The organism is Paraburkholderia diazotrophica (assembly GCF_900108945.1).
GTDB classification, from domain to species: domain Bacteria; phylum Pseudomonadota; class Gammaproteobacteria; order Burkholderiales; family Burkholderiaceae; genus Paraburkholderia; species Paraburkholderia diazotrophica.
Genome location: NZ_FNYE01000021.1, coordinates 57,041 through 83,961, shown reverse-complemented (window position 1 = coordinate 83,961; position 26,921 = coordinate 57,041). Strand labels below are relative to the sequence as shown.

Genomic DNA, 26,921 nt, shown 5'->3' with positions numbered 1-26,921 from the left:
CCGCACGGGTGTGTGAACGGGCCGTGAACAACGATCATGGACATGCGCTTGCGCGGGAGTCTTGCCGGGTCCCGCGCGCCCCGTGGGTGCGCCGTCATCGCCCGCACGACCGATCAACGAGGGAGGCGGGACGGCACGCAAGCCTTTACGACTTCTTCGCTACGGCCAGTGGAACGACCGGCGGCGTCAGCGGCCCGTACAGGCACAGGTTCGGACGCTGCACGACCAGTGCCATGCGGGCCTCGACGAGTGTCGTGACGAGGTTCTTGCGGAAGTTGTCCATGTCTTCGCGCGAGACCTCGACCACGATGTCGTTTCGCAGGGCGATGTACGCACCTTCGGGCGTGCCTACCGCCGTGAAGTTGCCCGCCGGTACCGCCGAGCACGGCACGATCACCGCGCCGATCATCGCGAGCAGGTTCGCCCCGGGCGAGATCACGTACTCGCCGGTCGAGGTCTTCACCAGCATCGTCGCCAGATAGTCCGCGATGCTCGTGCCAATCACGACCTTGCTCGCGCCGTTCGCGCGCAGCGTGACGACCGCGCTGATCAGCTGGTCGAAGCCGATCGAACCGGCGGCCGGCACCCACGGCGTAGACGCGCTCACGAGCCCCTCCATGTGCGGCGCGACGCCCGAGCCGTTGATCACCTCGGCATCGATCTTCGCGTCGAGGCCGTTGCGCATTTCCCCGTTCAGATACATCCCGAACGCCGCGCTGTCCTCCATCAGCTGCCGCGAGCACAACGCCCAGTAGGCGACCGTGACGACCGGCACCGTCGCGGGACCATACGAGAGCGACGCCTCGGGCTTGAGCGCACCTTCGCTGACCGCATCGGCGCCCGTCGCACCACCCGGCGTCGCGGTCACGGTCTCGATCGCGTTGGATGACGTCGGGCGGCTGTACAGCGCGCGCCAGAAGCGCGGCACCGCGAGCGACGGCGCGACCTGAAAGTCGGGCATCACGGGAAAGCCCGCGGTTGCGTCGCCCACGTTGCTCAGGATCGCGGCCTTCGAGTGCAGGTTGAACGGCACCTCGGCGCGCACGACCCGGGCATCGCCCGACTTCCAGCGCGTGAGCATGTCGCTCTTCGTCACCAGATCGCCCAGGGTCTCGCTGCCGCCGCCGGCACCGCCACCGCTGCCGCCTTCGAGCCGGCCCGCGACCTTCTGTGCCAGGTCGATCAGGTTGACGCCGTGCTGCTCGCTCTTCGCCTGCAGCGCGGCGATATCGGCGAGCGCCTTCGTGATGACCTTCTGAACCTCTCCATCGCGCTTCTCCAGCGCTTCCTGAATCTGCTCCAGTAATTCGGCCATGATTGACCTCAATGTCGGTTATGACCGCGCGTGTCAGCGTCGCAGCCTGACGGGTTGCGCGATCAGCGCCAGCACGTCCGCCGTGGCCGCTGCCGATTCCCTCGGCGCCACCTCCAGACCCTTGAGTGCGGCTAGAAACGCGAGCGCTTCGCGGCGGCTCACGCCTAAATCCCTTAGGCGCTGCTCCGCGATGCGCTCGCTCGTCAGTCCTTTCGCGAGGCTCGTGACCATCGCGCTGGTGTTGGCGGGCACCGAGCACAGACTTACCTCGTACAGGTCGACCGTGTAGATTCTGTTCAGGCCGCTCGCCGCGTCCATTTCCTCACGCTTCGCCTGGAATCCGATCGACAGGCCGCGCAGCGTGCCCATCGTCATCAGTTCGCGCGCCTGCGGGCCACGTCCGAGCGACGCGAGCTTGCCGCGCAGATGCAGCCCCTTGTCGGTCGCCGTCAGATCCGTGATCGCGCCGACCGGCTCGTCCATGTGGTGATGCCACAGCAGCGCGGGCCACATGCCCTTGCCGCGCCAGCGGCCGAGCGTCTCATCGAACGCGCCGGGCATGATCTGGTCGTTCACGAGGTCGGGCTCGTAGGTCGACGCCCAGCCGGAGAACTCGCCGGAACTGGCCGACTTGATTAGCAATTCAAAGCTCTTTTCCATGCTAGCTCCCCTCGCGTTGCTATGAGTCTCGACGCCGACACGACCGGCGTCAAGCGCTAGTCCTTCCGTGCGATGCGCGATAACGCGCCTTGCGTTCGCGTTCGTATTGCCGCCGTTGCTCGACGGTCGTTAGCGGGCCGTGCGGGATACGGTCGTGGATGGCTTCTCGATCGAGAGGCGGCGCGACCGGAACCATCAGGCCGGCCAGAATGTCGTGCGTGATGCGCACGAATGCCACGTGTGCAACGTTGTCGTTCATGACGCCGCTCCGCGAGTGGTTGCCTCGTCCTGCAAACTATCGCGCAGCGGCTAGCGAGGCAAGCCTAGTTGAGCGGACGTTCGCGCGCATCGAGCATCTCGTTGCACGCGCGCAGCCAGCCTCTGAGGTTTGCACTGCATTCGCGTAGCGCCACGACACCTGCGGCCGCCAGATTCGCGGGGTCGCCGTAGAAGGCCAGCAGTTCGGCTTCGCTGACGCCACCGGGGACACATGCGGGCGAGACGACGCTGAGCCGGTTCGTCTGCCGGCGTCCGAGTTCCGCGAGCAGCCGCCCGTCGGCATAGATCGTGTCCATCGCATCGATGAATACGCGCGCGCAATCGAGCATGTCCTCGATACCGTGCGCACAGAAGCTCGTGTGTGTGCCTGTCGCTTCACGTATGGCGTCGTGCAGGTTCGCGATAGCGTCCAGCGCATAGCGCTCGGCGTCACTGAACTGGTCGAGATGGCTGGTCATGACGGCTCTCCTGCGGTGGCCGAGGCATCGCGCTCCCGGCAATGTTCGAACCAGTTGCGCCAGTGCTCGGCGTCGTCGTAGAACTGGAACGACGCCGCCCCTTCACCGTCCTTCCAGACCATATCGTCGAGGTTGAACACGTGAAGCGTATTCGGCTGACCGAGCAGAAACTCGTAGAACTGGCACAGGTAGCGCGTCGCATCGATCTGCGCGACGACACGGCCCTGATACCGGATACGACGGCCGTGCATCACGTGAAAAAAACGGCCGACCAGTCCAGATGCTTCGCTGAACGTGACTTCTTTCTCGTCCTTCATGCCTGCCTCCTGTTTCGATAATGCTTCGCGCGCGGATGTGGTGTTGTTCAAACGCATGCGGTTCGCGAGCGTGGTTTGAACTGCATCGTTCGACGGGTAAGCGGCTTTCCGTCGAACGTCGCTTTTTCATCGGCCCTTGCGGACCACGAACGCCGGAGCCCTCCTACTTCATGTTTACACTTCGGGATAACTCATGGCTTTACCGCTACGCGACCACGAAAAGCCGCTTTTTTTACCGCTAAATTTCCGTTAGCGGTTAAGACAGGCTTTACCGCTAGTGTTTTTCCAGCGGTTAAGTCATGCTTTACCGCTACGCGTTGCGCGAGACACTCGAAATTGACACGGATTCGACGCCCTTTCCTGCCACCTCGAACGACCGGATCGATAAAAAAAACGAGCCCATCCCTTTCGAATTCCCTGAGAATCTTGAGCACGGTCGGCTTGCTGCAATACGCCTCGCGTCCGAGTAGTTCAGCACCGGGCCAGCACGTGCGCTCGATGTCCATGTGATCGATCAGCACGCCGTAAATCACGCCGCGTCGATGATCTTCAAACGGGTACTGGCGCAACCGTCGATGCGCGAGGTGGTGGAGTCGCAGCGTTGCGTAGTTCGGCACCCTGTCATCGTTCATGGGTCGCGCCCTCCGCGAGGCTCACGCGACGCACCGAGATCTTCAGGCGCTCGTACTCTGTCGACGTGACCGAGCCGCGCCGAAGGATCGCGCCGACGATGATCAGCACTTCGATCAGTTCAAGATTCACGGCACTGAGCACCTGCGCGGCCTTGAAGCGGCGCTTGACGGGCTTCGTCGCATGGACGCCTTCGATACGCGGCGGGAACAATGCCGATGCGTCAAGACCGACTGCACCCGCAATATCGACGGCTGCGCACTGATTGCGAAAGCAGTGCAGCAGCACCACGCCATCGTCGGTTTCGGTAATCGCGAGCGCATCACGGCGCGAGTCGCACACCGGGCAGCGCGCGCGCCAGCGGCCTTCGCCATAGCGGACCACACCATCGAGCCGGTCGAGCAGAGCGGCGGCGCTCATACGCCCGCCTTCGCCGCGCGCAGCAATTCGGAAACTGCCGCGCGCAGCCGGTTGCATACCCTGCGCAGCGCGTAGGCGGCGGGCTTGCCGTAGGTCACACGTTCGAGCTTGTCGAGTTCGGCCTTTACCACGGCATCGAATTCGGCCAGCGGCTCGCGCAGTTCGGGCGGCGGCACCACGCGCTCTACAACGGGCGGCGGCGCTTTGGGTTTCGAGGGCTTGCGCGCGGGCGTCGATACGGCGGTCGGCTTCGTCGCGGGTTGTCGCCGGCCTTGTGTATCGATGCGTTTTTCGATGTGGGGAAGCTTCCCCACGTCCTCCTGCTCACGGCGCACGCTTGCGACCGTCTTGTGATCGACGCGCAGATCGGCGGCAACGTGCCGATCAGAACGTTCCGGCGCGATGTGCAGGGCTTTCCCGATTACCTCGCGAATCTGCTCGGGCGTCAGCATGCGGCGCTTCGTGTTGAGCGTCAGCGCCAGCATCCGCTTCTCGTCGTCGCTCAGGCCCTCGCGCACCTCGCGCGGGTATTCGATGCCGAGTTCGGCGGCGAGCTTCTGGCGATGGTGGCCGTCAATGGTATTGCCGTGCTCGTCGACGATGATCGGCACTTGTACGCCGTGGGCCTCGATGCTCGCGCGCAGTTCCGCCATCTCGACGGGCGACAGCGGCGGCATCAGTTGATACGGGGCGTTCATGACGGCCTCCGCACTTGCGACGGCGCGCCACGCAGCCTATGCTCGCAACGGCATCCTTGACCGCGTCTGCCAACGGACGCGTTACGGCCCGCGGCGCGAACGCGGCGGGCCTTTTCTTTTGCGGAGGACATGGCGGCCCCCCATTAGGCCGGCTCGCCGGCGGCCGTCATCGCGTCGGACGGGCTGCTTTCAAGATTCGAAATCCACTGCTCGACATCGGCTGCAATCCACCGAACGGCATTGCTGCCGGGCAACCTTTTCGGCGCCGGAAAATCGCCGCGCTTGATGGCCGCATACAGCGCGGTCCGGTTCAGCGAAGCCAGCGCTTCGACCTCGCGACGGCGAAGCAGACGTTGCGGCTGCAACGGTTGAGGCTGAGATTGAGTCGTCTTCATTGCGTGCGCTCCCGAGGGTTGGCGTTCGATCCGACTAGCGTCGGTGAACACATATTCGGTCACGCATGGCGGCGTTGAATAGGTGGGCGGGTTCAAAAAACCTGGCCACCCGTTTGACGGGAAGGGGTGGGTAGGTTAGCGCCGAAGGGGTGGACAGGTTCTCGCGTACTGAAAGCTTCGAGGTCCGTACGGCGGGGCTTCGAGGGGTGGGCAGGTTTCAGTCGCCGGACGTTTTCGGCGCGCCGCCGCCCGGTCGCCAGTTGCAGATTTTCGAAATCTGTTCGATCGCGTCGTCGGTCAGCCCGTACTCGCTGGCGTGTTCACGCAGCCAGGCTTCGAGCGCGCGCTTGGGGCTGCGTCCGTCCGATTGCGTGACTGCTTCCCATGCGCGCACCGCGGCGACCAGCTTGGGCGAATAACGCGGGTGCTGCGGATCGAGATAGCCGGGAGTCGCGCCGGCCTGCGTCGTGTCGCCGGGAAAGAAGAAGCCGTCCGTATGCCCGCGTGACCTGAGCCACGCCGTCAGATCGGCACGCGTGAGCGTGGTGAGGTTCCAGTCCGGCGCGACGCGCCAGATCATGTCGCGCCGCTTTACTTCACCGTCCGCGTCGAGGTCATCCCAGCCGCCGTTACGGATCGTGACGTGACGGGCGATCTTCTCGTCCTCTTCCGGCTCCTCGCTCCAGCCACGCTCCCATGCCGAGTGCCGGATACGAGCCGGTAGCGTTTGAGCCATGACGGCCTGCCTGATTGCGGCCAGCACGGTCCGGTAGCTGCTCGCAAGGGCGGCGCTGCCAGGCGCGCTGGTTTCCGGGTCAACAATCGCGCTGTCATCCGGCGCGACATAGTCCGGATCGACGCCAGCGACGAGCGCCGCCGCCTGACGTACCGAGAGCGGGTCGACCAGCGACCAGTGCCGGTTGATTTGCTGCTGCGAGCGGGCGTCCATAGGCCTCCACGATTGACATCGAAACGAGCCGTTATTATTGCGCTGCTTCGCGCCGTCTCGTACCGCTGCGCGCTGCTTCGTGCTGGCTTCGCGGACAATCGCGCCGTCTCGCATCGTCGCGATTTTGGCTGGCCGGGTGGCTAGCTGAAAAAACGCCTACAGAAAAAGATCTTTTCAATCAATAACTTGACGTATATTTGCGCATACTGGTCTGGAACGCGATGCCGTCGATCACGCCCGTGATGTCGGCGATGCGTTTCGACGCTTCCGTGATGCCCGCCATCGTCTGCTCGACCTGCTGCGCAACCTGCCCGCCGAGCGCAGCCGCGGCCTGCGCGTCGCGCGCGAGATCGAGCGCGCGCACGGTCGTGTCGGCGTTCGCCTGAACGGTCGTGGTCAGCTGCTCCATCGTCGCGGCCGTTTCTTCCAGCGACGCCGCCTGCATTTCCGTGCGGCGCGCGAGGTCGACGTTGCCCGTCGAAATCTCGTGCGCGGCGTCGAGCATTCCGCCGATCTGCGAACGCACGTCGAACACGATCGCCGCGAGATTGGCCTTCAGCTGATTGAGCGCCTGCAGCACGTCGCCGAGGTCGTCGTGGCGGGCGATCGTCAGGTCCTGGGTCAGATCGCCGGCAGCCATGCGCGTCGCGAACGACGACATCGCGTCGACGGGCTGGGCCAGGTGGCGCGATAGCAGATACGCGGCAGCGGCGCTCGTCGCAGCCGTCACGCCGAACGCGATCCAGAACGGCAGCGGCGGCAGCCCGCCCCACGCCGCAACGCCTGCCGCGAGCAGCGCGACGGGGGCGACTGTATAGCCGATCGTCGCGCGCGTCGCCACGGGCAGACGCATCAGCGCCTGCAGCCGGCCGGCGAGACCCGTGCGCACGACCACGCCTCGCTGCAGCCGGTAGCCGCGCGCTTCTCCCGCGCGCATCTTCGCGTACAGCGCCTGGGCGTTGCGCACCTCCTCGCGGCCCGGCTTCACGCGCACGCTCAGATAGCCGACGGGCGTGCCGTTTTCGACGACGGGCGTGACGCTCGCGCGCACCCAATAATGATCGCCGTTCTTGCGCCGGTTCTTGACGAGCGCCGACCACGGATGGCCCGCGCGGATCGTCGTCCACATGTCAGCGAAGGCTTCGGCGGGCATGTCGGGATGGCGGATCAGGTTGTGCGGCTTGCCGACCAGCTCTTCGCGCGAATAGCCCGACACGGCGATGAAGGCGGGATTGCAGTACTGGATCTTGCCTTTGAGGTCGGTCGCGGACACGAGCATCTGCGACGAGGGGTAGTCGTACTCGTTCTGGGTAACCGGCTGATTGTTGCGCATTAAGTTCTTTGCCCTGGACTGCCGGATGCCTGCGCATCCGATTGAATCTCCACGGTTTAACGGCATCGACCCTCGGGGCTTGAGGTATTCCTGGTATTCGAGTCGGGTAAGCGTGCAACGCGGTGTTAGCGCAGCCTTCGCAATCCGGCAAGCCTCGGCCGTCGCACGGAAACAACGCTTTTGAACGCGCATTGAGCGTACGCTTTCGGGAAAAGCCCGCGCGCCGAAGCCTCGCCGGATTGCATCGACAGGCGTTCGGACAGGCGGTGCCCGGCGAAATGTTTTTCGCTTTGCTTGTGTTTCACGCGAACTCGATAATTGGCTTTCTGTACGCGTTTTGTAAGTTATATTACGGCGCGTCGGGTGTTGCTCTGCAACACAACTGATGCGCGCCACTTGTGCATATGGCTGTCGTTCCTATAAAAAGTCGCCTTCGAATCCGAATCGACTCAACCTTGGGAAGCCGAGCATGTCCGCGAACAAGATCAACAAGACAGCCATAACGGCAGCTGCGGCCGCCGTACTACTCTCGCTCAGCACAGGCGCGCACGCACAGAGCAGCGTCACGCTGTACGGTGAACTGGACACGGGGCTCGCCTATATCAACAACGTCGGCGGCCATTCGCAGTGGAAATCGACTTCGGGCCTCGTCGACGGCAGCTACTGGGGCTTGCAGGGCATCGAGGATCTGGGCGGCGGCAACCGCGCGATCTTCCGGCTCGAGCGCGGCTATTCGGTGACGACGGGCGAGATGTTCAACGATCACCCGTACTACGTCGGCCTCGGCAACGAGAAGTTCGGCACGGTGACGTTCGGCCACCAATACGACCTGATCCATGACTACTTCGCGCCGTTCACGCTGACGGGCGGCACGGGCGGCACCGCGTTCGCCCATCCGTTCGACAACGACAACGCCAACAACTCGTACCTCGCCGCGAACTCGGTCAAGTACGCGAGCCCGTCGTTCGGCGGCCTCACGTTGGGCGGCATGTACGCGTTCTCGAATGCCGCCGGGCAGTTCGCAAACAACCGCGCGTACAGCTTCGGCGCAAGCTACCAGAACGGCGCGCTCAATGCGGGCGCCGCGTATCTGCATGCGAACGGGCGTGGCAACACGTCGGCGGGCGCATTCACTCCCGTCGTGCTGCCCAGCGCGACGGACGTGTTCGACGCCGGCGTGCAGACGCAGAACACGTATGGCGTCGGCGTGAGTTACGCGATCGGCGATTTCACGATGGCCGCGGCCTGGTCGCGCTCGACGTACGCCGGCGTCGTCGTGATCGATACGGGCGAGTCGGCACCGTCCATCGGCTTTTCCAATTACGAAGTCAACGGCATCTATCAGCTGACGCCGACCATTTCCCTCGCCGGCTCGTACACGTATACGAAGGGCTCGGGCGCGCACTGGCACAACGGCGGCGTGCAGGCGGACTATCAGTTCTCGAAGCGCACGGACACCTATCTGGAAGCGATTTATCAGCACGCGTCGTCGGGCGCACCGGCCGTCATCAATACGGCCGATCCTTCGTCGAATCACAATCAGGTGCTGATCGGCGCGGGCTTGCGGCACCGGTTCTGACGATGACGGACGGGAAAGCGCGGCGCGCCGTCGGTCATCACGCCGTCAGGCGCGCTGCGTCATCAGGCCTTCGGGCGCCTGCGGTTCGCTGAGCAGAAAGCCCTGCACGTAGTCGCAATTCACGCGGCGCAGGATGGCGAGCTGCGCGGCGTTTTCGACGCCTTCCGCGATCACCTTGATACCGAGCTTGTGCGCAAGCCCGATGATGCCTTCGACGATCGTCTGCGTCGTCGGGTCGTGCTCGATCTTCGACGTGAAATGCCGGTCGATCTTCACCGTGTGCGGCGCGAAGTCGGCGAGATACATCAGGCTCGAATAGCCCGTGCCGAAGTCGTCGATCGCGATACGCACGCCCAGCCGCTTCAGTTCGACGATCGACTTTTGCGCCTGCTGCGGATTCTTCATCAGCGCCGTTTCGGTCAGCTCGATTTCGAGCTTGCCGGGCGGAATGCCGTGCTGCTTGAGCGCGCGGTCGACGTCGCGCACGATCTGCTCGTTGCCCAGTTGCCGCGCCGACACATTCACCGAGATGCCCAGATTCATCGCGCCCGCCTGACGCCACGCGGCGAGCTGGCGCAACGCGTGGTCGAGCACCCACACGCCGACGTCCGACACGAATCCGGTCTCTTCGAGCAGCGGAATGAAATCGCTCGGTGAAATCAGACCGCGCGCGGGATGCTGCCAGCGGATCAGCGCTTCCGCGCTGTGCACTGCGAGCGAGTGCGGCTCGTGAATGGTCTGAAAATGCAGGAAGAACTGGTTCGTTGCGAGCGCCTCGGGCACGTCGCGTTCGAGTTCGAAATCGCCGATCGTACGCGCGGCTTCCTCGCCCGCGAACTGGTAGCCGTTGCGGCCCGTTTGCTTCGCGGTGTACATCGCGACATCCGCGCTGGACAACAGCGCATCATGGCCGCTGCCGTGCTCCGGGTAGACCGAAATGCCGATCGACGCCGTGATGAACGCGCCCGCTCCGCCGCCTTGCAGACGATTCGCCGAAAGACTGCCGAGCAGCGCCTGCGCGAGCGCTTCGAGCCCCGCCTTGTCGACGACGCTGCCGATCAGCACCGCGAACTCGTCGCCGCCCAGCCGCGCGACATACGCATCGTCGGGCAGCGAACGGCGGATGACGCCGCCGACGTCGCGCAGCAGATGATCGGCGGCAAGATGGCCGAGCGTATCGTTGAGCACCTTGAAGCGGTCGAGGTCGACGAACATCAGGCCAAACGGCTTGCGCGCCGCGCACCGGCTTTCGATTTCGCGCAGCAGCGCGGCGCGGTTCGCGAGGCCCGTCAGCGAATCCGTGTACGCGAGCCGGTCCAGTTCGGCGATGCGTTCCTGTTCGGCCGTCACGTCTTCCGTGATGCCGACGATCCGCAGCACGTTGCCGTTGTCGTCGAGGACCGGGTAGCCGGTGCTGCGAAGCCAGTGCACCGTGCCGTCGGCTTTTCTGATCCGGTACTGCGCGCGTCCTTCCGTCGATTCGGCCATCACGCGGCGCATTTCCGCCTGCAGCGCCACCCGGTCTTCGGGCACCACGAGGTCGAGCCAGCCGTTCGGGTTGCGCAGCAACTCCTCGCGATCGATGCCGAACACGTTCGACGAGCCTGCCGTGATGTAATGGAAGTACTCGAAATTCGCGCTGTACGAGAAGAACACGAGTTGCACGTGCGCTTCCATCTCCGACATCAGTTCGCTTTTCGTGCGCAGTTCCGCAAGCAGCCGCGTCTGGTTCGAGATGTCGAGCGACGCGCACACCACGGCGATCACCTTGCCGCCGTGGTCCTTGACGGGAATGAGCTGCGAGTCCCACCACTTCGGCTGGCCCGCCGTCGTCGTGCAACTGCCGCGAAACGACGCGGCCGTGCCGCCGAGCGCGCTTTTGAATGCGGCCATCGCCGCGTCGTGGTCGTCGCCTTTCCAGAAGCCGAGCCAGTCGGCGCCTTGTAGCTCGCGGGGCGAGGACGCTTCCATCAGCGTGGCGCCGTAATCGTTGATGCGCAGCATGTGCCCTTGCAGATCGAGCAGCTTGACGCAATCGCGGCTCGCGTCGAGGAACGAACTGGCGAGCGCCATTGCTGCCGCCTGCCGCGCCTTTTGCGCGGCGAAGCGCTGACGCGTCGCGATCATCGCGAGCACGCCCGCAGTCGCGCCGATTCCGACTTGCACGCCGAGCGGCACGGCAGGCCAGCGCAAGGCCATTTGCAACGCGACGCCCGCCGTGCCTGCGCCGATCCCAGTCGCAACGCTGATCGCGAAGCTCACAGGCCCGACCGCGCGCCGGCTCGACCACGCGTCGAGCACGAGCGCGAGAAAATGCTGATCCTGCCGCGACACTTTCGCCGCGTTGCGGCGCGATTTCAACGGAAGGCTCGTCGTCATTGCGGACTCGCCTTCAAGAAAGCGCGCGAGACGCCGCGCGGGATCGCCGCCGGCGCGGCGCGCCAATCGATGCAGCACGCGCCGCGCGCGTGATCGAACCCACGCGCGGCGGATGCTGAATAGATCGGTTCGGGAAAGAAAATGCCTGTCATGGAGCCAGCCGCTTTGGCGGTAATTATTGCTGCGCGTGCGAGGCGGCGCTGATTTAATTGTTTACGGCGCGTCGGGATTTTTGTTTAGCCTGTCGCGGATTGTGCCTGTTTTTACGGGTCAAACCACAACATCGCCTGTCGTTGCACGTGCAACCACGCGTGATCAAGAACGTCTGCTTAGCTAACCTTCGCGTCCGCGTGAAAAATCCGGTGTGAAGCGAATCGTTTGTGCATGACTGCGTGCTGCCGGACGGGCCGCGCCGTCGTCGGCGATATATGCTGACGATCCCGCGCCGGCTTGCTAAATTGCGTGTTCAGGCACCGCGAAAGCCGCGACGGCGGGCGGTTGCGCCGCGATCGCCGCCATTGCGCAACCTCCGCATTACTGCGGCCGCGACGGCGTCGTACGGAAGAAGACCCGGCAAGGAGACCCCATGCGCGCCGTATTCCAGTACCCGTTTCCCGTTACCGAGCGCAACGTCGCGCGCGACAAGGTGGTCAGCGCACGCGCCGCCGTCGAACTGATCCGGCCCGGCGATACCGTCGCGACGGGCGGTTTCGTCGGCGTCGGCTTTGCGGAGGAAGTGGCGATCGCGCTGGAAGAACGCTTCTTCGACGCGAACGCGGCGACGTCGGGCGGGCCAGGTGCATTGGGCACGCCGGACGCGTCGAACGCGCATCTCGATCTGACGCTCGTGTACGCGGCGGGCCAGGGCGACGGCAAGGCGAAAGGGCTGAACCATCTCGCGCACGAAGGGCTCGTGCGCCGCGTGATCGGCGGGCATTGGGGACTGGTGCCGAAGCTGCAGCAGCTTGCCATCGACGGGCGCATCGAGGCGTACAACCTGCCGCAAGGCGTCATTTCGCATCTGTTCCGCGATATCGCCGCGGGCAAGCCGGGGCATCTGTCGACGATCGGCCTCGGCACGTTCGTCGATCCGCGTCATGGCGGCGGCAAGCTGAACACGCGGACGACGGAAGACCTGGTCGAGCTGATCCACATCGGCGGCAACGAGCATCTGTTCTACAAGACCTTCCCGATCGACGTCGCGATCATTCGCGGCACGACGGCCGACGCGAGCGGCAACGTCACGATGGAGCGCGAGGCGCTCACGCTCGAAGCGCTCGCAATTGCGATGGCGGCGCGCAATTCGGGCGGCATCGTGATCGTGCAGGTCGAGCGGCTCGCCGATACGAACACGCTCAATCCGCGTCAGGTGAAGATTCCGGGAATCATGGTCGATTGCGTCGTGGTCGCGCGGCCCGAGCATCACTGGCAGACGTTTGCCGAACCTTATTCGCCCGCGTTCGCCAGCGAGCTGCGCGTGCCCGCCAATTCAGTGCCCGCGATGGAACTCACCGAGCGCAAGGTCATCGCGCGGCGCGCCGCGATGGAACTGATGGCGAACAGCGTCGTGAACCTGGGCATCGGCATGCCGGAAGGGATCGCGAACGTCGCGAACGAGGAAGGCGTGATTGACCTCTTCACGATGACGACGGAGCCCGGCGTGATCGGCGGCATTCCGGCGGGCGGGCTGAATTTCGGCGCGGCGACGAATACGCAGGCAATCATCGATCAGCCGTATCAGTTCGACTTCTATGATGGCGGCGGTCTCGATGTCGCCTTTCTAGGGCTCGCGCAGGCCGATCGCCAGGGCAATCTGAACGTCAGCAAGTTCGGGCCGAAGCTCGCGGGCGCGGGCGGCTTCATCAACATCAGCCAGAGCGCGAAGCGCGTCGTGTTCGTCGGCACGTTCAACGCGGGCAATCTCGATGTGACGATTGCAGACGGCCGCCTGCGGATCAATCGCGAGGGCGCGAGCCAGAAGTTCGTCGACGAAGTCGAGCACCGCACGTTCAGCGGCGAATATGCGGCAAAGCGCGGACAGCCGGTGCTGTACATCACCGAGCGCTGCGTGTTCGCGCTGACGCCGCACGGTCTCGAACTGACGGAAGTCGCGCCCGGCATCGACGTGCAGAACGACATCGTTGCGCAGATGGGCTTTACGCCGATCATCGAGCGGCCGCCGCGTCTGATGGACGAGCGTATCTTTCGCGCCGGGCCGATGGGCTTGCGCACGATGCTCTTATGCCTGCCGCTCGAAGAGCGCTTCAATTACGACGCCGAGAAGAATATGTTCTTCGTGAACTTCGAGGGCTTGCAGGTGACGTCGGCGGAACAGGTGGACGCGATCCGGCAGGAGGTCGAGTCGCGCTTGTCGGGCGTGCGGATCAAGCCGCAGGCGATCATCAACTACGACAACTTCTCGATCAATCCCGAGCTGATCCCCAGCTATTCGGCGATGGTGACGAAGCTCGTCAACACGTTCTATTCGGGCGTGACGCGCTACACGACGAGCAGCTTCCTGCGCATGAAGCTCGGCGACGCGCTGGAGGAGCGCGACGTCGCGCCATATATCAACGAACGTCCGGGCGACACGCCGACTCATCGATGAACGCGCGTGCACGCCGACATGAATCACTCACGATGACCATGCGAAAATAGCGCTTTCTGCACGACAGTTCACGCATTCAAGAAGTCATCATGAGCGGTTTCATTCCCAGTGTCCCCGGCAAGAGCGAGAGCGATTTCGAAGTCAGCGCGGGCTCGAAGCTTGCCGGCTACCGGCGCTTTTTCGGCGTGCTGCGCGTCGTGCGCAAGACGGACGGACGTCTGCTGTTTCCGTTCGACGGCGCACCCGATCTCGGCCCTTTTCCAACCAAAGAGGAAGCGCTCGCGGCGGCTCAGGTGTACGGCGAGCATATCGTCGAAGGCGATCTCGCGCGGCCCGAAATGTGAGCGCGCGGGCGCCGGCGAAATTCTGTTCGGGCCCCGCGCAATGCGCTTGAAGCGCGCGCATCGCCCGACTATCGTTTGATTGGATCTTGCCGGAGACGATCATGCGCGCTGATGCCGTCGATGTGCATTTCGACAGTGCACACCTGTTTCTCGACCTGGCCGACGGCCGTGCCGTCGAATTTCCCCTCAACTGGTTTCCGACACTCGCCGCGGCCACCGACACGGAGCGCGAGCACTTCGCCATTTCGCTCGACAAGCAGCAGCTTTTCTGGCCCGAGCTCGACGAAGACATGGACGTGACCGCGTTGCTGTTGTCGTTGCCGGAGTCGATGCGTCATTAGCGGCAGCGACTTTTTCGCCTTCGCGCGAACGCGGCAGTGTGACGAATGCGAGGACGCGCCGCGAGCGGCAGCGCCCCGGAAGCGCCTGATCGCCCGATCGCTCGCGGTGTTGAGCGCAGTGTCGTTATCGGCCGCAAAAAAACAAAAGGCGACCCAATGGGTCGCCTCGATTGCAACGGGAAGGGCGCGCGAGCCACGCGCCCTACGCCGTCAATCCCTAAACCAGCCCCGTCGCGTAGTAAAGCGCGATCACGAAGAACACAGCGAGTGTCTTGATCACCGTGACGGCGAAGATGTCGCGGTACGACTCGCGATGCGTCAGCCCCGTGACAGCCAGCAGCGTAATCACGGCGCCGTTGTGCGGCAGCGTGTCCATGCCGCCGCTCGCCATCGCGACCACGCGATGCAGCACTTCCATCGGAATATGCGCGGCCTCCGCGCCCTTGATGAACAGATCCGACATCGCCGCGAGCGCGATGCTCATGCCGCCCGACGCCGATCCCGTGATGCCCGCCAGCGAGCTCACCGACACAGCCGCATTCACGAGCGGATTCGGAATACTCTTGAGCGCATCGCTGACCACGAGGAAGCCGGGCAGCGCCGCGACCACGCCGCCGAAGCCGTACTCCGATGCGGTGTTCAGCGAAGCCAGCAACGCGCCGCCGACAGCCGCTTTCGTGCCCGATGCGAAACGTTCCTGCACGCGGCCAAACGCGGTGATGACGACGAGCAGAATGCCGAGCAGCAGCGCGCCTTCCACCGACCAGATCGCGACGACCGACTTGATCGTCGCCGTCACGGCCGCGCCGTGGTTGCCCGGCAGCACTTCGGGTGCAACGGTGTAGCTCGCGCCGTACCAGTCGGGAATCATGCGCGTGAGCCCAAAGTTCGCGACGCCGACGAGAATCAGCGGGGCAATCGCCAGCAGCGGATTCGGCAGACGGTCGGTTTCGACGCGCTCCGGCTCGTTGACGAGCGACGTGCCGTAGCCTTCGCCCTTCGCCATCGCCGAGCGGCGGCGCCATTCGAGGAACGTCAGTCCGACGACGATGATGAACAGCGACCCCGCGATGCCGAGCGCCGGCGCGGCCCACGCGGTCGTCTTGAAGAACGTCGACGGAATGATGTTCTGGATCTGCGGCGTGCCCGGCAGCGAATCCATCGTGAACGAGAACGCGCCCAGTGCGATCGCGCCCGGCATCAGGCGTTTCGGAATATTGCTCTGGCGATACAGTTCGGCCGCGAACGGATACACCGCGAACACGACGACGAAGAGCGACACGCCGCCGTAAGTCAGCAGCGCGCAGACCGCGACGATCACCGCATTCGCGCGCGAGCGGCCGATATAGCGGATTGCCGAATGCACGATCGACGCGGCGAATCCCGACAGTTCGATCACCTTGCCGAACACGGCGCCGAGCAGGAACACGGGGAAGTACAGCTTCACGAAGACGACCATCTTCTCCATGAAGATGCCCGTGAACACGGGCGCGACGGCAGCGGGATCGACGAATAGCACTGCGCCGAGCGCGGCGATGGGCGCGACGAGAATCACGCTATAGCCGCGATAAGCGGCAAACATCAGAAACGCCAGGGCGGCGAGGACGATGACAAAAGCCAATTGAGTCTCCAAAGCTTGGTTGTTCTACGTGGACGCGCGCGAAGGTCGGTGCGACGGCCGGCGCCCGTCGACGCAGGTTCCGTGCCATGCCCGCCAGACGTGGCTCGACGGCATGACGGGTTATCGACAGGCGCACCACCGGGCGCATTTGCAGCACGGCGATTCGAACGAATAACAGAAGCGTCTCAAATTCGAGACGAAATTTCCGTCCGTCGGATTCGACGCGGCGAAGCATACCCTATCCAGCGGGGTTCTTGCAGGTCTCAATCGTGAGATAATCCGTCCACAAATTGAGACAATTACAAAAAAGACTACACGGAGACAGCGTCAACATGATGAACGACTGGTCGGGCTTGCCCGCGACCTACAGCGACGTCCTGCGCCGCGCGATGGACTCGCTTTTCCGCACATTCGAAAACTTCAGCGAAGGCACGTTCATCGTCGATGCCGACGCGCGCGTCGTGTGGATCAACAAGCGCTACGCGGCGCGCTTCGGCTTTTCCGATCCGCAGCAGGCGATCGGCCGCGACTGCGAAGCGGTGATACCGAACAGCCTGATGCGCGAAGTCGTGATGACGGGCAAGCCCATCCTGCTCGACATTCTCGAAACGGATCGCGAGCCGCTCGTCGTCACGCGCCTGCCGTTGAAGGACGACGTGGGCAAGACGGTCGGCGCCGTCGGCTTCGCGCTTTTCGACGAAATGAAAGCGCTGACGCCGCTTTTCTCGCACTACTCGCGCGTGCAGCAGGAGCTGATCGCGACGCGCCAGTCGCTTGCCCAAGCGCGGCGCGCGAAGTACACGTTCGCAAGCTTCGTCGGCACGAGCGCGGCGAGCCTCGAAGTGAAGCGCCAGGCGCGGCGCGCGTCGCAAGTCGATTCGCCTGTACTGCTGCTCGGCGAAACGGGCACCGGCAAGGAGCTGCTCGCGCATGCGATACACGGCGCGTCCGCGCGCGCCACGAAGCCGCTCGTCACCGTCAACGTCGCGGCCATTCCCGACGCGCTGCTCGAAGTCGAATTCTTCGGTGCGGCGGCGGGCGCCTATACGGGCGCGGATCGCAAGGGCCGCGTCGGCAAGTTCGAGCTGGCCGACGGCGGCACGCTCTTTCTGGACGAAATCGGCGATATGCCGTTGCCGCTGCAAGGCAAGCTCTTGCGCGTGTTGCAGGACCGCGAGTTCGAGCCGCTCGGCTCGAACCGCATCGTGCGCGCGGACGTGCGGATCATCGCGGCGACATCGGCCGATCTGCCCGCGCTCGTCGCCGAGGGCCGTTTCCGCCCAGATCTTTTCTACCGCCTCAACGTGCTGACCATCCACGCGCCGCCGTTGCGCGAGCGGCAAACGGATATCGAAGCGCTCGCCTATACGATCCTCGAAGATCTGTCGACGCAGGTGCGCGGCGGTCACTTCGAATTGCAGGACGACGCGTTGCGCCTTCTCTGCGCGTATGACTGGCCCGGCAACGTGCGCGAGTTGCGCAATACGCTGGAACGTGCGGTGATGCTGTCGGACAGCGAACGCATCGACGCGCGCGCGCTCGCGCCATTCATCGGGCCGCTGCGTGGAAAGGCCGCGTTCGAGCCGCCCGCATCGGTATCGGCAGAAGCAACGGCCGCGACGGCAGCGTCGAACGATGCGCCGCCGCAGCAGTGGGCCGATGCAATGGCCGCGTTCGAAAAGCGCTTTATCTGCGATGCGCTGCGCGCCTGCAACGGACGCGTGACGGAAGCGGCCACGCGCATCGGCATGGGGCGCGCGACGCTTTACAAGAAGATCGCGGCTTACGGCATCGACGTGTGAGGCTCGCCGCGAGCGGCGCTGCGCAGTACGATCGTCATTCGACACGGAAAGCGCGACAAGGAGACAAGGCCATGACACGCCGGGGCGCAGGCATCAGTGCGGGCATCATGCTGTTCATCGCGAGCGCGACTTGCAGTGTGCTGCATGCGCAGCAGGCGCCGACGGCCGGTCCGGCTGCCTCCGCTGCGGCATCGACGGAACGGCGCAACTGGTACAACGATCCGTTCTTCGCGCTCTCGCATGCAATCGCCGATTGCCCCGTCCCGCTGGGTCCGATGATGACGCGCGCGCAGATGGAGGACGACGCGCACTATCGCGCGGAACGCGGCACGACGTGCTGGCTCGCGCATAAGTGCACGAAGCCGAACTCGTACATGTACGACCCGGAGATCGCCGATTCCATTCACGCGCGCTTGACGAATCCGCATGCGTTCGACGGCACGAGCCTGTGGATCACGGTGCAGCGCCGCTTCGTCTATGCGGAAGGTTGCGCGCCCGCATCGTTCGACAGGCATGCGTTGCAACAGCAACTGGAAGCGATCCCCGACGTCGAACAGGTTTTCGTGCGCATCGCGACGGGCGCGCATGGGGCGATGCCCTACAAGACGCTTGCACAGCCCGACATAAAGCCCGATGCACAGCCGCAGTAGCCTGACGACGCAACGCAAGGCGGCCATGGCACAATCGCGTTCGTCGAAAAACAAGTAGCCAACGGGGTCTTCCATGAAACGCAGTCAAACATCCGCGGCGCGCCCGGCGCATTGGGTCCGCGGCGCGTCGCTTGCCGCCGCGCTGGCGATGACGGGTGCGCTCGCCGCGTGCAGCAGCGCGCCGCCGCTGTTCTCACCGGACGGCCGGCCGACTACGCTCGTCCAGTGCCCGGCCGGCTCGGACAACTGCGAGCAGCAGGCGCAGGCGATGTGCGGCGGCGCGTTCGATACGATGCGCACCACGACCAACAACGGCGTACGCAGCCTGTTGTACGCGTGCCGAGGCAAGTGAGCGGCGCGTTTTTCCTGTCCACTTTCCAGAACCGTAGCCGGATTCATCCGCGGCGCTGGGCTGCGCGCGCAGCCCGTCATCTCCTCGTAGCACACCTCCGAACCGTTGCACCGGCACGCCGCGCGAGACACTTCCGTGCGGCGCCCAACTGAACGCAACGATCTCCTCGTATAAATTGCCTGGTAAAGAACGCAGCAAAGTTCTGCGGCGCTAACGGGCGCCAAACACCAGACACGCGGCTCATCCGGTTTTCGGAAAGCGTGCAGCAGCACGACGACATAGAGACCAGATCGCACGAGATTTCCACGGCATATTTCGTGCTGGCCAATAACGCCTTGCGAGGGACCACGGGGAAGGCAATGAATCACGAACAGATCGAAAAGGATATCGAACACCTCGAACACGTGATATCGCGCATCTCGGCTGCCGACGGCATTCCGCTGTCATACTGGCGCAGCCGGATCGATTCGGTGTCGCTGGCGCCGCTGGTGCCGTCGCAGGTCAGACGTGTTCAAAAGCTCAGCGACGCACTGCACGCACTCGAAATTCGTCACAAGCGCTGAGCGCGCTGCGCCATTCGCGTTATCGCGCGCGATGCGCGCCTTGCCAACTGTCCACGAGGACTGTCGATGCACAGAGCAGGATTCTCGGCCGCGCGTCTTGCCCGGTTGACCGATGCAATGCAAGGCTATGTCGATCGCGGCGAAGTGGCCGGCGTCGTCACGCTGGCGTGGCGAAACGGCGAGACGGGGCTCTTCGACGCGCGCGGCTGGCGCGACGAAGCCGAGCGCCTGCCGATGCAGCGCGATACGCTGTTTCGCATCGCGTCGATGACGAAGCCGGTGACGAGCGCCGCGATCATGATGCTCGTCGAAGAAGACCGCCTTACGCTCGATGCGCCCGTCGCGCAGTGGCTGCCGGAACTGTCGGCGCCGTGCGTGCTGCGCGATCCCGGCGGCGCGCTCGATCAAACGGAACCGGCGCGCGCACCGATCACGGTGCTCGATCTGCTTACGCATCGCGCGGGTTTCGCGTATCACTTCACGTCGACGGGGCCGCTCGCCGATGCCTACGCTTCCGTGTTCAATGGATTCGATTCGGGCCACAGGCCGGATGCATGGCTCGCGCGCATCGCGACGCTGCCGCTGATGTTTCATCCCGGTTCGCGCTGGCACTACGGCATCGCAACGGATGTGCTTGGCGTGCTGATCCACCGGATCAGCGGCCTGTCGCTCGGCGACTTCTTCCGCACGCGCATCTTCGAGCCGCTCGGCATGCGCGACACAGTGTTCTGCGTGCCCGACGCGCAGCTTTCGCGTCTCGCCACCGCCTATGCGATCGACCCCGACTCGCGCCGGCGCGTCGTCGAAGACCGGCCGCAAGCGAGCCGCTGGGCCAACCCGCGCCGCTTTCAGAGCGGCGGCGGCGGGCTCGTGTCGACGGCGGAAGACTATCTGCAGTTCGCACGCCTGCTGCTCGGACGCGGCCGCGTCGGCGACGTGCGTCTGCTGTCGCATCGCTCCGTCGATCTGATGCGCACGAATTTTCTCGCGCGCGACCAGCGCCGGATGCCGTCGATCGGACACGTGCAGTGGTCGGGGCAGGGCTTCGGCCTCGGCCTTTCCATCGTCGACGATCCGGCGCAGCAGTTGCCGCTCGGCTATCGGTCGACGGGATCGTTCGGATGGCCAGGCGCATTCGGCACCAGCTGGTTCGCCGATCCTGTCGAGAACATGATCGGCCAGATGCTGATACAGCGACGTTCCGTCGAACCGTTCGATATGGTCGTCGAGTTCGAGCGTCGTCTGTACGATGCGATCGACGACTAAATTCGTCATGTTTTGACAACGCGCACTACCGATGCCTTTCTGACGGCACTACACTCCTACCCGGCACTTTTTACGTCCGATGCGGTCACAGTTGCCGTACGGACATGCATGGAGACCTTGCCAGATGGCCACATACAAACAGTTGACCGCGCAACTCGAAAAGCTCCAGAAGGAGATGGAACAGGCGCGCGAGCAGGAAGTCACGCAGACGATCGCCGAGATCAAGCAGAAGATCGCCGAGTACGGCATCACCGCCGAAGAACTCGGGTTCTCGACAAAGGCACGCGCGCCGCACAAGGCTGCGTTGCCGCCGAAGTATCGCAATCCGAAGACGGGCGAGACCTGGAGCGGCCGTGGCCGCGCGCCAGCCTGGCTTGCGGGTAAGAATCGCGAAAAGTTTCTGATCGGCGAATGAGTTGTGCCTGGTTATTTGCTGATGCATGACGCGCTCACATAGGCGCGTCGATGTCTTTCCTCTCATTCCTTCCTGTCCCGAAGCGGCATCGTTCGTTGTCTGAGCCGGACGTGCAGTGAGCGAATGCATCGGTGCCGCGCGCACCGTTGCGGACGTCCCGAAATTCCTCACCTTTGCCCGACGTGATGTGCGTCGAGGCTCGCGGGGCTGGCATTCGAGCGGCGTGCGAACGACCCGTCGAAGCGGCCACGCACATTCTTCAGCCAGTCCGCTCGACTCTCCGAAAAGCCTTGTGCGACAAGCGTTTGCGCGTGCCATCGAAAACGCGGCCGCACGCTTCTTCTTTCGGATTCGTTGACGCGAACAGTGCCCGTCGATCGCGCGTCGGCTTCGCGCCAGGCCACATTGGCCACCGCTTTTCGCATCTCCCGAAAACGCTCACCTCAACCCTTTCCGTCGCCGATAACGCTCGCTCAGTGGAAACCCGGAGTTGAGTCCGCCTCATACCCCGGATCAAAAAACATCGATTCATCGTCGCGCGTTCCGGACAGCACAATCCGCGCATCCACTCAAATCTGACGGAACGGGAACCATGAGCGCTACCACTGAAAAGCAACTGTTTATCGGCGAAGGATTCGAAGGTCCGGGCGTGAACCTCGCGCACATCAACGTGCTCGTCGGCCCGCGCAATGGTCCCGCCGGCCAGGCATTCGCGACGGCGCTGTCGACGCCGTCCGCGGGCCACGCACCGTTCGTCGTGATCGCGCGTCCGGGCGTGCCGACCAAGCCGCTGACGCTGTACGTCAACAAGGCGCAGATCGACGGCGACTTCCATGGCAACGCGACGTGGGGCGCATCGCAGGCGGGCATCGCGAAGGCGGTGGCCGAATCGCTGGAGAACGGCACGCTGCCGCCCGAAGCGGAGAACGACTGGGTCGTCGTATCGGCGAACTGGGTCAACCCGAAGACCGACGATCTCGACGCCGTCTTCGAAAACAACTACCGCGCGTGCAGGAATGCGATCGTCGCCGCGATGAAGGGACTGCCGCACAAGGAAGAAGTATTCGCCGCCGCGCGCGACGTGTCGAACCCGTTCTACACGCCGAAGCAGCGCTAAGCCGGCCGACGGCACAAGGGAGACAACGCAATGGAATACATACGCCTGGGCCAGTCGGGCCTGAAGGTTTCGCGTCTGTGCCTCGGCACGATGAACATGGGCACGCCGCAATGGAAGCCGTGGATTTTCGATGAAGCGCAAAGCGAGCCGATCGTGCGTCACGCGCTCGAAGCCGGCGTCAACTTTATCGACCTCGCGGACTTCTATTCGACGGGCGTCGGCGAAGAAGTAGTTGGCCGCATTCTGAAGCGCCTCGCGCGCCGCGAGGAAATAGTCGTGACGACCAAGGTTGGCTACGACATGGGCGCGTATCAGAACGCCGGCGGCCACTCGCGCAAGCACATCATGGATGGCATCGACGGATCGCTCACGCGTCTGGGCATGGACTACGTCGACATCTACATGCTGCATTTCTTCGACGTGAACACGCCCGTCGAAGAAACGATGGCCGCGCTGAACGACATCGTGCGCGCGGGCAAGGCGCGCTACATCGGCGTATCGACGATGTACACGTGGCAGTTCGCGAAGATCATGCAGGTCTGCGAGCGCAACGGCTGGCACAAGCCGATCAACATGCAGCTGCAACTGAACCTCGCGTATCGCGAGGAAGAGCGCGAGATGATTCCGTACTGCCAGGATCAGGGCGTCGGCGTCTCGGTGTTCAGCCCGCTCGCGCGCGGTCTTTTGACGAGCGATCTGCAATCGACGCGCAATCAGACCGACTTCTTCACCGCGCAAATGTATGGCGACACGGCATCGCGCGAGATCGCGGCGTCCGCTGCGCGCGTCGCGGCGAAGCGCGGCGTATCGGCGGCGCAGATTGCGCAGGCCTGGGTGCTCCAGCGCGAAGGCATCGCGAGCATGCTGGTCGGCGCTGATTCGCCGGCGCAGTTCGACGGCGCGCTCGCCGCGTTGAGCACGAAGCTCGATGCCGAAGAGCTGCACGAGCTGGAGCGCAACTACACGCCTTGTGATCTGATCAACGACTACACGGCCGGCAGGCGCATCGCGCGCGAAGCGCGTCCCGCGCAAGGCGTATTCGCCGATACGGTCTCGGACCTGAGTCAAGCAGTGGGGAAAGCAGCATGAGCGAATTTCTCCGCACGGGCCACTACATCGACGGCGAGTGGTACGAAAGCGCGAACACATACGCGGTGCGCAATCCGGCGACGGGCGAGGTAATCGCGAACGTCGCGAAGGGCGGCGCGCATGAAACGGCGCACGCGATCGATGCCGCCGGGCGCGCTTTCCCCGCCTGGCGCGCGCTGACCGCGAAGGAACGCGGCGCGCGCGTGAAGCGCTGGGGCGAGCTGATGCTCGAGCATCGCGACGCGCTCGCCGAGCTTTTGACGCGCGAGCAGGGCAAGCCGCTCGCCGAGGCGAAGGGCGAAGTCGGCTATGCGGCGAGCTTCTTCGAATGGTTCGCGGAAGAAGCGAAGCGCAGTTACGGCGACGTGATTCCGAGCCCGAAGCCCGACGCGAAGATCATCGTGACGCGCGAGCCCGTCGGCGTGGTCGCTGCGATCACGCCGTGGAATTTTCCGCTCGCGATGATCACGCGCAAGGCGGGCCCCGCGATCGCGGCCGGTTGCACGATGGTGTTGAAGCCTTCGGAAGAAACGCCGCTGTCGGCGTTCGCGCTCGCCGTGCTCGCCGCGCGCGCGGGCATTCCGGCGGGTGTGTTCAACATCGTGTCGGGCGATGCCGTCGCGATCGGCGGCGTGCTGACGGCGTCGCCCGTCGTGCGCAAGCTATCGTTCACGGGCTCGACGCGCGTCGGCAAGCTGCTCGCGAAGCAGTCGGCGGATACGTTGAAGAAGCTGTCGCTGGAACTGGGCGGCAACGCGCCGTTCATCGTGTTCGACGATGCCGACATCGATGCCGCCGTGCAAGGCGCAATCGCGTCGAAGTTCCGCAACACCGGGCAGACCTGCGTGTGCGTCAACCGCTTCTACGTGCAGGACGGCATCTACGACGCGTTCACGCAAGCGCTGACGGAAGCCGTGAAGAAGATGTGCGTCGGCGATGCGCTGAAGGGCGACGTCGAGCAAGGTCCGCTGATCAACGAGGCCGCGCTCGCGAAAGTCGAAGCGCACGTCGCCGACGCGCTCGAGCATGGCGCGAAGGCGCTGACGGGCGGCAAGCGTCACGCGCTGGGCGGCACGTTCTACGAGCCGACCGTGCTCGTCGATGCAACGCAATCGATGCGGATTGCAGAAGAAGAGACCTTCGGCCCCGTCGCCGCGTGCTTCCGCTTCGAGACGGAAGACGAAGTGATCGAGGCCGCGAACGATACGCCGTTCGGTCTCTCCGCGTACTTCTATACGCGCGATCTCGGGCGCGCGTGGCGCGTCGCCGAGGCGCTGGAAAGCGGCATGGTCGGCATCAACGAAGGGATCATCTCGACGGAAGTCGCGCCATTCGGCGGCGTCAAGCAATCGGGGCTCGGCCGCGAAGGCTCGAAGTACGGCATGGATGAGTACGTCGAGCTGAAGTACATGATGATGGGCGGCCTCGCGCGCTAGCCGTCGAAGCTGTGTCCGCCACGCGCGGCGGAGAGCCAGGGGGTACGCGTCCCGGCGCGAACTGCGGGACGCGCGAATACAAGATTACGCGATCAAGCGATAACAAAGGAGACATCATCTTGACCGACCAGGACCTGCTTGCGCGGCCGACCGGCCTCGCTTCCGATTCTTCGCGCGCTGCGGCGCGCGAGCATTCCCACCATCCACATGCGGCCGGCGATGCGATCCCGCTCGACGACGTGCCGCTCAACGCGTTCCACGTCAAGATCGCGGGGCTGACGTTCGGCGCGCACTTCACGGAAGGCTACGCGCTCGGCACGATCGGCTATGCGCTCGCGATGCTCAACAGGCAGATGCCGCTCGACGCGTTCTGGCAAGGCATGATCGGCAGTTCCGCGCTGATGGGCATCTTCGTCGGCAGTCTCGTGTTCGGCTGGCTGTCGGACCGCATGGGCCGGCAGCGCATCTTCCTGTTGAGCTTTCTGATCATCACGCTCGCCGCGTTTGCGCAGTTCTACGTCACGTCGCCGGCGATGCTGTGCGCGTTGCGTGTGCTGATCGGCTTCGGCATGGGCGGCGATTTCGCCGTCGGTCACGCGATCCTCGCGGAGTTTTCGCCGCGCAAGCATCGCGGCACGCTGCTCGGCTCGTTCAGCGTGATCTGGACGATCGGTTACGTGGTCGCGAACGTGCTCGCCATGTACTACGCGGATGCGTCGCCCGATGCGTGGCGCTGGCTGCTGGCCTCGGCGGGCGTGCCGGCGCTGGCCGTGCTCGTCGCGCGCATCGGCACGCCGGAATCGCCGCGCTGGCTGCATGGCAAGGGGCGTATCGCGGAGGCGCAGGCCGTCGTGCTGAAATACTTCGGCCCGAACGTGACGCTCGACGGCGCGCACGACGATCATGCACATGCGAGCGGCGGCTTCGCGCGGCTGTTCAAGGCCGACCTGATTCGCCGCACGGTTTTCAACTGCGCGTTTTTCGTGTGCCTCGTGATCCCGTACTTCGCGATCTACACGTTCCTGCCGTCCATCCTCAAGGCGATTCATCTCGACAACGGCTCGGGCGCGGATTTCCTGCTCAACGGCTTTCTCGTGCTCGGCGCGCTGCTCGGCATCTGGCTGACGATCGCGTTGTCGCGCCGCCGCTTTCTGATCGGCTCGTTCGCGCTCACGTGCGTGTCGCTGATTGCGTTGAGCATGCTGCCCGAGTCGGCGGCGCTCTGGATGACCGTCGCCTTCGCCGTGTTCACGCTGACGATGTCGGCGTTCTCGAATCTCGTCGGCGTGTTTCCGCCCGAGTGCTTCCCTACGGAAGTGCGCGCGTGCGGCGTCGGTCTCGCGATCGCGTGCAGCCGGCTCGGTTCGGCCGTCGGCACGTTCCTGCTGCCGCTCGGCATCGCACGGCTCGGCTTTCATTCGACGATGCTCGCGCTGGCCGCGGTGCTGCTCGTCGGCATGATCGTGTCGATTGCGTGGGCGCCCGAGACCAAGCATCTGACGCTGAACCAGGCGAGCGGCGCGTAGCGGTTCACACGCATCGATTCATTGTCTTGTTGCAAGCCCGAAGCCCCGTCGTGGGGCTTCGGGCTTTTTGCTTTCTTTGCGGCCTGTCGATAGGCCTATCCGCCTGATTTCCCGCCTTCGCGCGTTGTCACGTGTATCATTCCGTCCGTTGCTTCGACGCATGGGCAACCGGCAACTATTGCCACTGCCTCGATATATGCCGCGCGGCGTACCGGCCGACCGCGCAACCGGCTGCGCTTGCTCTGAAGCGGTCCGTCGGCCAAGCCCGGCGCGGGCCGAAGCGGCAAGCCAAAGCCGCAAGCCCAAAGCCGCAAGCCCAAAGCCGCAAGCCCAAAGCCGCCGCTCCGGCCACAGGCTCAGCCCGAACCTGCCCGAACTC

Annotated in this window: 26 protein-coding genes and 1 pseudogene; 14 read left to right on the top strand and 13 right to left on the bottom strand. The window is 64.4% G+C overall.

Annotated elements, in window-relative coordinates; translation table 11 throughout:
- Positions 1-145: 145 nt before the first annotated feature.
- The 11 genes and pseudogenes from BMW76_RS24390 to BMW76_RS24345 form a co-directional block, all read right to left on the bottom strand.
- Positions 146-1,315: a phage major capsid protein gene (locus tag BMW76_RS24390; RefSeq protein WP_090869844.1), complete on the bottom strand. Its 1,170-nt coding sequence runs from the start codon at positions 1,313-1,315 to the stop codon at positions 146-148.
- A gap of 33 nt (positions 1,316-1,348) precedes the next feature.
- Positions 1,349-1,975: an HK97 family phage prohead protease gene (locus BMW76_RS24385; RefSeq protein ID WP_090869842.1), complete on the bottom strand. Its 627-nt coding sequence runs from the start codon at positions 1,973-1,975 to the stop codon at positions 1,349-1,351.
- A gap of 49 nt (positions 1,976-2,024) precedes the next feature.
- Positions 2,025-2,234, bottom strand: coding sequence for a hypothetical protein (locus tag BMW76_RS24380; protein WP_090869839.1), 210 nt, complete (start codon positions 2,232-2,234; stop codon positions 2,025-2,027).
- A gap of 64 nt (positions 2,235-2,298) precedes the next feature.
- Complete coding sequence (locus tag BMW76_RS24375; protein WP_090869837.1) at positions 2,299-2,712, bottom strand: hypothetical protein; 414 nt, start codon at positions 2,710-2,712, stop codon at positions 2,299-2,301.
- Entirely contained in the window at positions 2,709-3,029 is a 321-nt protein-coding gene (locus BMW76_RS24370) for a hypothetical protein (RefSeq protein WP_143062304.1), read from the bottom strand. Before BMW76_RS24370 ends, BMW76_RS24375 begins: the two co-directional genes overlap by 4 nt.
- 191 nt (positions 3,030-3,220) lie before the next feature.
- The gene (locus tag BMW76_RS40470) at positions 3,221-3,661 is read right to left on the bottom strand and encodes a helix-turn-helix domain-containing protein (protein WP_143062303.1); all 441 of its coding nucleotides are present in this window, start codon (positions 3,659-3,661) and stop codon (positions 3,221-3,223) included.
- Entirely contained in the window at positions 3,651-4,079 is a 429-nt protein-coding gene (locus BMW76_RS24365; RefSeq protein ID WP_090869833.1) for a hypothetical protein, read from the bottom strand. The genes BMW76_RS40470 and BMW76_RS24365 overlap by 11 nt, the downstream gene beginning before the upstream one ends.
- On the bottom strand, positions 4,076-4,732 hold the full coding sequence (locus BMW76_RS24360) for a ParB N-terminal domain-containing protein (RefSeq protein WP_245763355.1): 657 nt from the start codon (positions 4,730-4,732) through the stop codon (positions 4,076-4,078). The genes BMW76_RS24365 and BMW76_RS24360 overlap by 4 nt, the downstream gene beginning before the upstream one ends.
- A 188-nt stretch (positions 4,733-4,920) precedes the next feature.
- Positions 4,921-5,172 (bottom strand): helix-turn-helix transcriptional regulator, encoded by a 252-nt coding sequence (locus BMW76_RS24355; RefSeq protein ID WP_090869828.1) that lies wholly within the window; start codon positions 5,170-5,172, stop codon positions 4,921-4,923.
- A gap of 217 nt (positions 5,173-5,389) precedes the next feature.
- Entirely contained in the window at positions 5,390-6,121 is a 732-nt protein-coding gene (locus BMW76_RS24350) for a hypothetical protein (protein WP_090869826.1), read from the bottom strand.
- A gap of 202 nt (positions 6,122-6,323) precedes the next feature.
- A pseudogene (locus BMW76_RS24345) lies at positions 6,324-7,454 on the bottom strand (methyl-accepting chemotaxis protein); the annotation flags it as partial.
- Positions 7,455-7,923: 469 nt separating this feature from the next.
- On the opposite strand from BMW76_RS24345, the gene BMW76_RS24335 reads away from it, so the two are divergent.
- Positions 7,924-9,033: a porin gene (locus tag BMW76_RS24335; RefSeq protein WP_090869822.1), complete on the top strand. Its 1,110-nt coding sequence runs from the start codon at positions 7,924-7,926 to the stop codon at positions 9,031-9,033.
- 45 nt (positions 9,034-9,078) lie between these two features.
- Here BMW76_RS24335 and BMW76_RS24330 read toward each other — a convergent pair whose 3' ends face one another.
- On the bottom strand, positions 9,079-11,490 hold the full coding sequence (locus BMW76_RS24330; RefSeq protein WP_245763354.1) for a putative bifunctional diguanylate cyclase/phosphodiesterase: 2,412 nt from the start codon (positions 11,488-11,490) through the stop codon (positions 9,079-9,081).
- A gap of 508 nt (positions 11,491-11,998) precedes the next feature.
- On the opposite strand from BMW76_RS24330, the gene BMW76_RS24325 reads away from it, so the two are divergent.
- The 3 genes from BMW76_RS24325 (at position 11,999) to BMW76_RS24315 (ending at position 14,705) form a co-directional block, all read left to right on the top strand.
- Positions 11,999-14,020, top strand: coding sequence for an acyl CoA:acetate/3-ketoacid CoA transferase (locus BMW76_RS24325; protein ID WP_090869817.1), 2,022 nt, complete (start codon positions 11,999-12,001; stop codon positions 14,018-14,020).
- An 89-nt stretch (positions 14,021-14,109) separates the two neighbouring features.
- Positions 14,110-14,364 carry a DUF6723 family protein gene (locus tag BMW76_RS24320; protein WP_087736484.1) on the top strand — a complete coding sequence of 85 codons (255 nt, stop codon included), beginning with the start codon at positions 14,110-14,112 and terminating at the stop codon, positions 14,362-14,364.
- 101 nt (positions 14,365-14,465) lie between these two features.
- Entirely contained in the window at positions 14,466-14,705 is a 240-nt protein-coding gene (locus tag BMW76_RS24315) for a DUF2442 domain-containing protein (protein ID WP_090869815.1), read from the top strand.
- 217 nt (positions 14,706-14,922) lie between these two features.
- On the opposite strand, the gene BMW76_RS24310 is transcribed toward BMW76_RS24315, so the two are convergent.
- Positions 14,923-16,326 (bottom strand): GntP family permease, encoded by a 1,404-nt coding sequence (locus tag BMW76_RS24310; protein ID WP_090869813.1) that lies wholly within the window; start codon positions 16,324-16,326, stop codon positions 14,923-14,925.
- A 332-nt stretch (positions 16,327-16,658) separates the two neighbouring features.
- Between BMW76_RS24310 and BMW76_RS24305 the strand changes: the two genes are divergently transcribed.
- The 10 genes from BMW76_RS24305 (at position 16,659) to BMW76_RS24255 (ending at position 26,542) form a co-directional block, all read left to right on the top strand.
- Entirely contained in the window at positions 16,659-18,128 is a 1,470-nt protein-coding gene (locus BMW76_RS24305) for a sigma-54 interaction domain-containing protein (protein ID WP_090869811.1), read from the top strand.
- Positions 18,129-18,199: 71 nt separating this feature from the next.
- Positions 18,200-18,778 carry a hypothetical protein gene (locus BMW76_RS24300; protein ID WP_090869808.1) on the top strand — a complete coding sequence of 193 codons (579 nt, stop codon included), beginning with the start codon at positions 18,200-18,202 and terminating at the stop codon, positions 18,776-18,778.
- Positions 18,779-18,851: 73 nt separating this feature from the next.
- Positions 18,852-19,130 carry a hypothetical protein gene (locus tag BMW76_RS24295; RefSeq protein ID WP_090869806.1) on the top strand — a complete coding sequence of 93 codons (279 nt, stop codon included), beginning with the start codon at positions 18,852-18,854 and terminating at the stop codon, positions 19,128-19,130.
- Positions 19,131-19,489: 359 nt separating this feature from the next.
- Positions 19,490-19,693, top strand: coding sequence for a hypothetical protein (locus tag BMW76_RS24290; RefSeq protein WP_090869804.1), 204 nt, complete (start codon positions 19,490-19,492; stop codon positions 19,691-19,693).
- A 66-nt stretch (positions 19,694-19,759) separates the two neighbouring features.
- Complete coding sequence (locus BMW76_RS24285) at positions 19,760-20,959, top strand: serine hydrolase domain-containing protein (protein ID WP_090869802.1); 1,200 nt, start codon at positions 19,760-19,762, stop codon at positions 20,957-20,959.
- Positions 20,960-21,083: 124 nt separating this feature from the next.
- On the top strand, positions 21,084-21,374 hold the full coding sequence (locus BMW76_RS24280; protein ID WP_090869800.1) for an H-NS histone family protein: 291 nt from the start codon (positions 21,084-21,086) through the stop codon (positions 21,372-21,374).
- Between the two features lie 592 nt (positions 21,375-21,966).
- Positions 21,967-22,491 carry a formaldehyde-activating enzyme gene (gene fae, locus BMW76_RS24270; RefSeq protein WP_090869796.1) on the top strand — a complete coding sequence of 175 codons (525 nt, stop codon included), beginning with the start codon at positions 21,967-21,969 and terminating at the stop codon, positions 22,489-22,491.
- A gap of 30 nt (positions 22,492-22,521) precedes the next feature.
- Entirely contained in the window at positions 22,522-23,580 is a 1,059-nt protein-coding gene (locus BMW76_RS24265) for an aldo/keto reductase (protein ID WP_090869794.1), read from the top strand.
- On the top strand, positions 23,577-25,016 hold the full coding sequence (locus BMW76_RS24260; protein WP_090869792.1) for an NAD-dependent succinate-semialdehyde dehydrogenase: 1,440 nt from the start codon (positions 23,577-23,579) through the stop codon (positions 25,014-25,016). Before BMW76_RS24265 ends, BMW76_RS24260 begins: the two co-directional genes overlap by 4 nt.
- 119 nt (positions 25,017-25,135) lie before the next feature.
- Positions 25,136-26,542 carry an MFS transporter gene (locus BMW76_RS24255; RefSeq protein ID WP_090869790.1) on the top strand — a complete coding sequence of 469 codons (1,407 nt, stop codon included), beginning with the start codon at positions 25,136-25,138 and terminating at the stop codon, positions 26,540-26,542.
- The last annotated feature ends 379 nt before the right edge of the window (positions 26,543-26,921 follow it).

What these genes read in the sequence shown, in the direction of transcription:
- BMW76_RS24390 (WP_090869844.1), bottom strand. Translation starts at nt 1,315, where the DNA reads ATGGCCGAATTACTGGAGCAGATTCAGGAAGCGCTGGAGAAGCGCGAT.
- BMW76_RS24385 (WP_090869842.1), bottom strand. Translation starts at nt 1,975, where the DNA reads ATGGAAAAGAGCTTTGAATTGCTAATCAAGTCGGCCAGTTCCGGCGAG.
- BMW76_RS24380 (WP_090869839.1), bottom strand. Translation starts at nt 2,234, where the DNA reads ATGAACGACAACGTTGCACACGTGGCATTCGTGCGCATCACGCACGAC.
- BMW76_RS24375 (WP_090869837.1), bottom strand. Translation starts at nt 2,712, where the DNA reads ATGACCAGCCATCTCGACCAGTTCAGTGACGCCGAGCGCTATGCGCTG.
- BMW76_RS24370 (WP_143062304.1), bottom strand. Translation starts at nt 3,029, where the DNA reads ATGAAGGACGAGAAAGAAGTCACGTTCAGCGAAGCATCTGGACTGGTC.
- BMW76_RS40470 (WP_143062303.1), bottom strand. Translation starts at nt 3,661, where the DNA reads ATGAACGATGACAGGGTGCCGAACTACGCAACGCTGCGACTCCACCAC.
- BMW76_RS24365 (WP_090869833.1), bottom strand. Translation starts at nt 4,079, where the DNA reads ATGAGCGCCGCCGCTCTGCTCGACCGGCTCGATGGTGTGGTCCGCTAT.
- BMW76_RS24360 (WP_245763355.1), bottom strand. Translation starts at nt 4,732, where the DNA reads ATGGCGGAACTGCGCGCGAGCATCGAGGCCCACGGCGTACAAGTGCCG.
- BMW76_RS24355 (WP_090869828.1), bottom strand. Translation starts at nt 5,172, where the DNA reads ATGAAGACGACTCAATCTCAGCCTCAACCGTTGCAGCCGCAACGTCTG.
- BMW76_RS24350 (WP_090869826.1), bottom strand. Translation starts at nt 6,121, where the DNA reads ATGGACGCCCGCTCGCAGCAGCAAATCAACCGGCACTGGTCGCTGGTC.
- BMW76_RS24335 (WP_090869822.1), top strand. Translation starts at nt 7,924, where the DNA reads ATGTCCGCGAACAAGATCAACAAGACAGCCATAACGGCAGCTGCGGCC.
- BMW76_RS24325 (WP_090869817.1), top strand. Translation starts at nt 11,999, where the DNA reads ATGCGCGCCGTATTCCAGTACCCGTTTCCCGTTACCGAGCGCAACGTC.
- BMW76_RS24320 (WP_087736484.1), top strand. Translation starts at nt 14,110, where the DNA reads ATGAGCGGTTTCATTCCCAGTGTCCCCGGCAAGAGCGAGAGCGATTTC.
- BMW76_RS24315 (WP_090869815.1), top strand. Translation starts at nt 14,466, where the DNA reads ATGCGCGCTGATGCCGTCGATGTGCATTTCGACAGTGCACACCTGTTT.
- BMW76_RS24305 (WP_090869811.1), top strand. Translation starts at nt 16,659, where the DNA reads ATGATGAACGACTGGTCGGGCTTGCCCGCGACCTACAGCGACGTCCTG.
- BMW76_RS24300 (WP_090869808.1), top strand. Translation starts at nt 18,200, where the DNA reads ATGACACGCCGGGGCGCAGGCATCAGTGCGGGCATCATGCTGTTCATC.
- BMW76_RS24295 (WP_090869806.1), top strand. Translation starts at nt 18,852, where the DNA reads ATGAAACGCAGTCAAACATCCGCGGCGCGCCCGGCGCATTGGGTCCGC.
- BMW76_RS24290 (WP_090869804.1), top strand. Translation starts at nt 19,490, where the DNA reads ATGAATCACGAACAGATCGAAAAGGATATCGAACACCTCGAACACGTG.
- BMW76_RS24285 (WP_090869802.1), top strand. Translation starts at nt 19,760, where the DNA reads ATGCACAGAGCAGGATTCTCGGCCGCGCGTCTTGCCCGGTTGACCGAT.
- BMW76_RS24280 (WP_090869800.1), top strand. Translation starts at nt 21,084, where the DNA reads ATGGCCACATACAAACAGTTGACCGCGCAACTCGAAAAGCTCCAGAAG.
- fae (WP_090869796.1), top strand. Translation starts at nt 21,967, where the DNA reads ATGAGCGCTACCACTGAAAAGCAACTGTTTATCGGCGAAGGATTCGAA.
- BMW76_RS24265 (WP_090869794.1), top strand. Translation starts at nt 22,522, where the DNA reads ATGGAATACATACGCCTGGGCCAGTCGGGCCTGAAGGTTTCGCGTCTG.
- BMW76_RS24260 (WP_090869792.1), top strand. Translation starts at nt 23,577, where the DNA reads ATGAGCGAATTTCTCCGCACGGGCCACTACATCGACGGCGAGTGGTAC.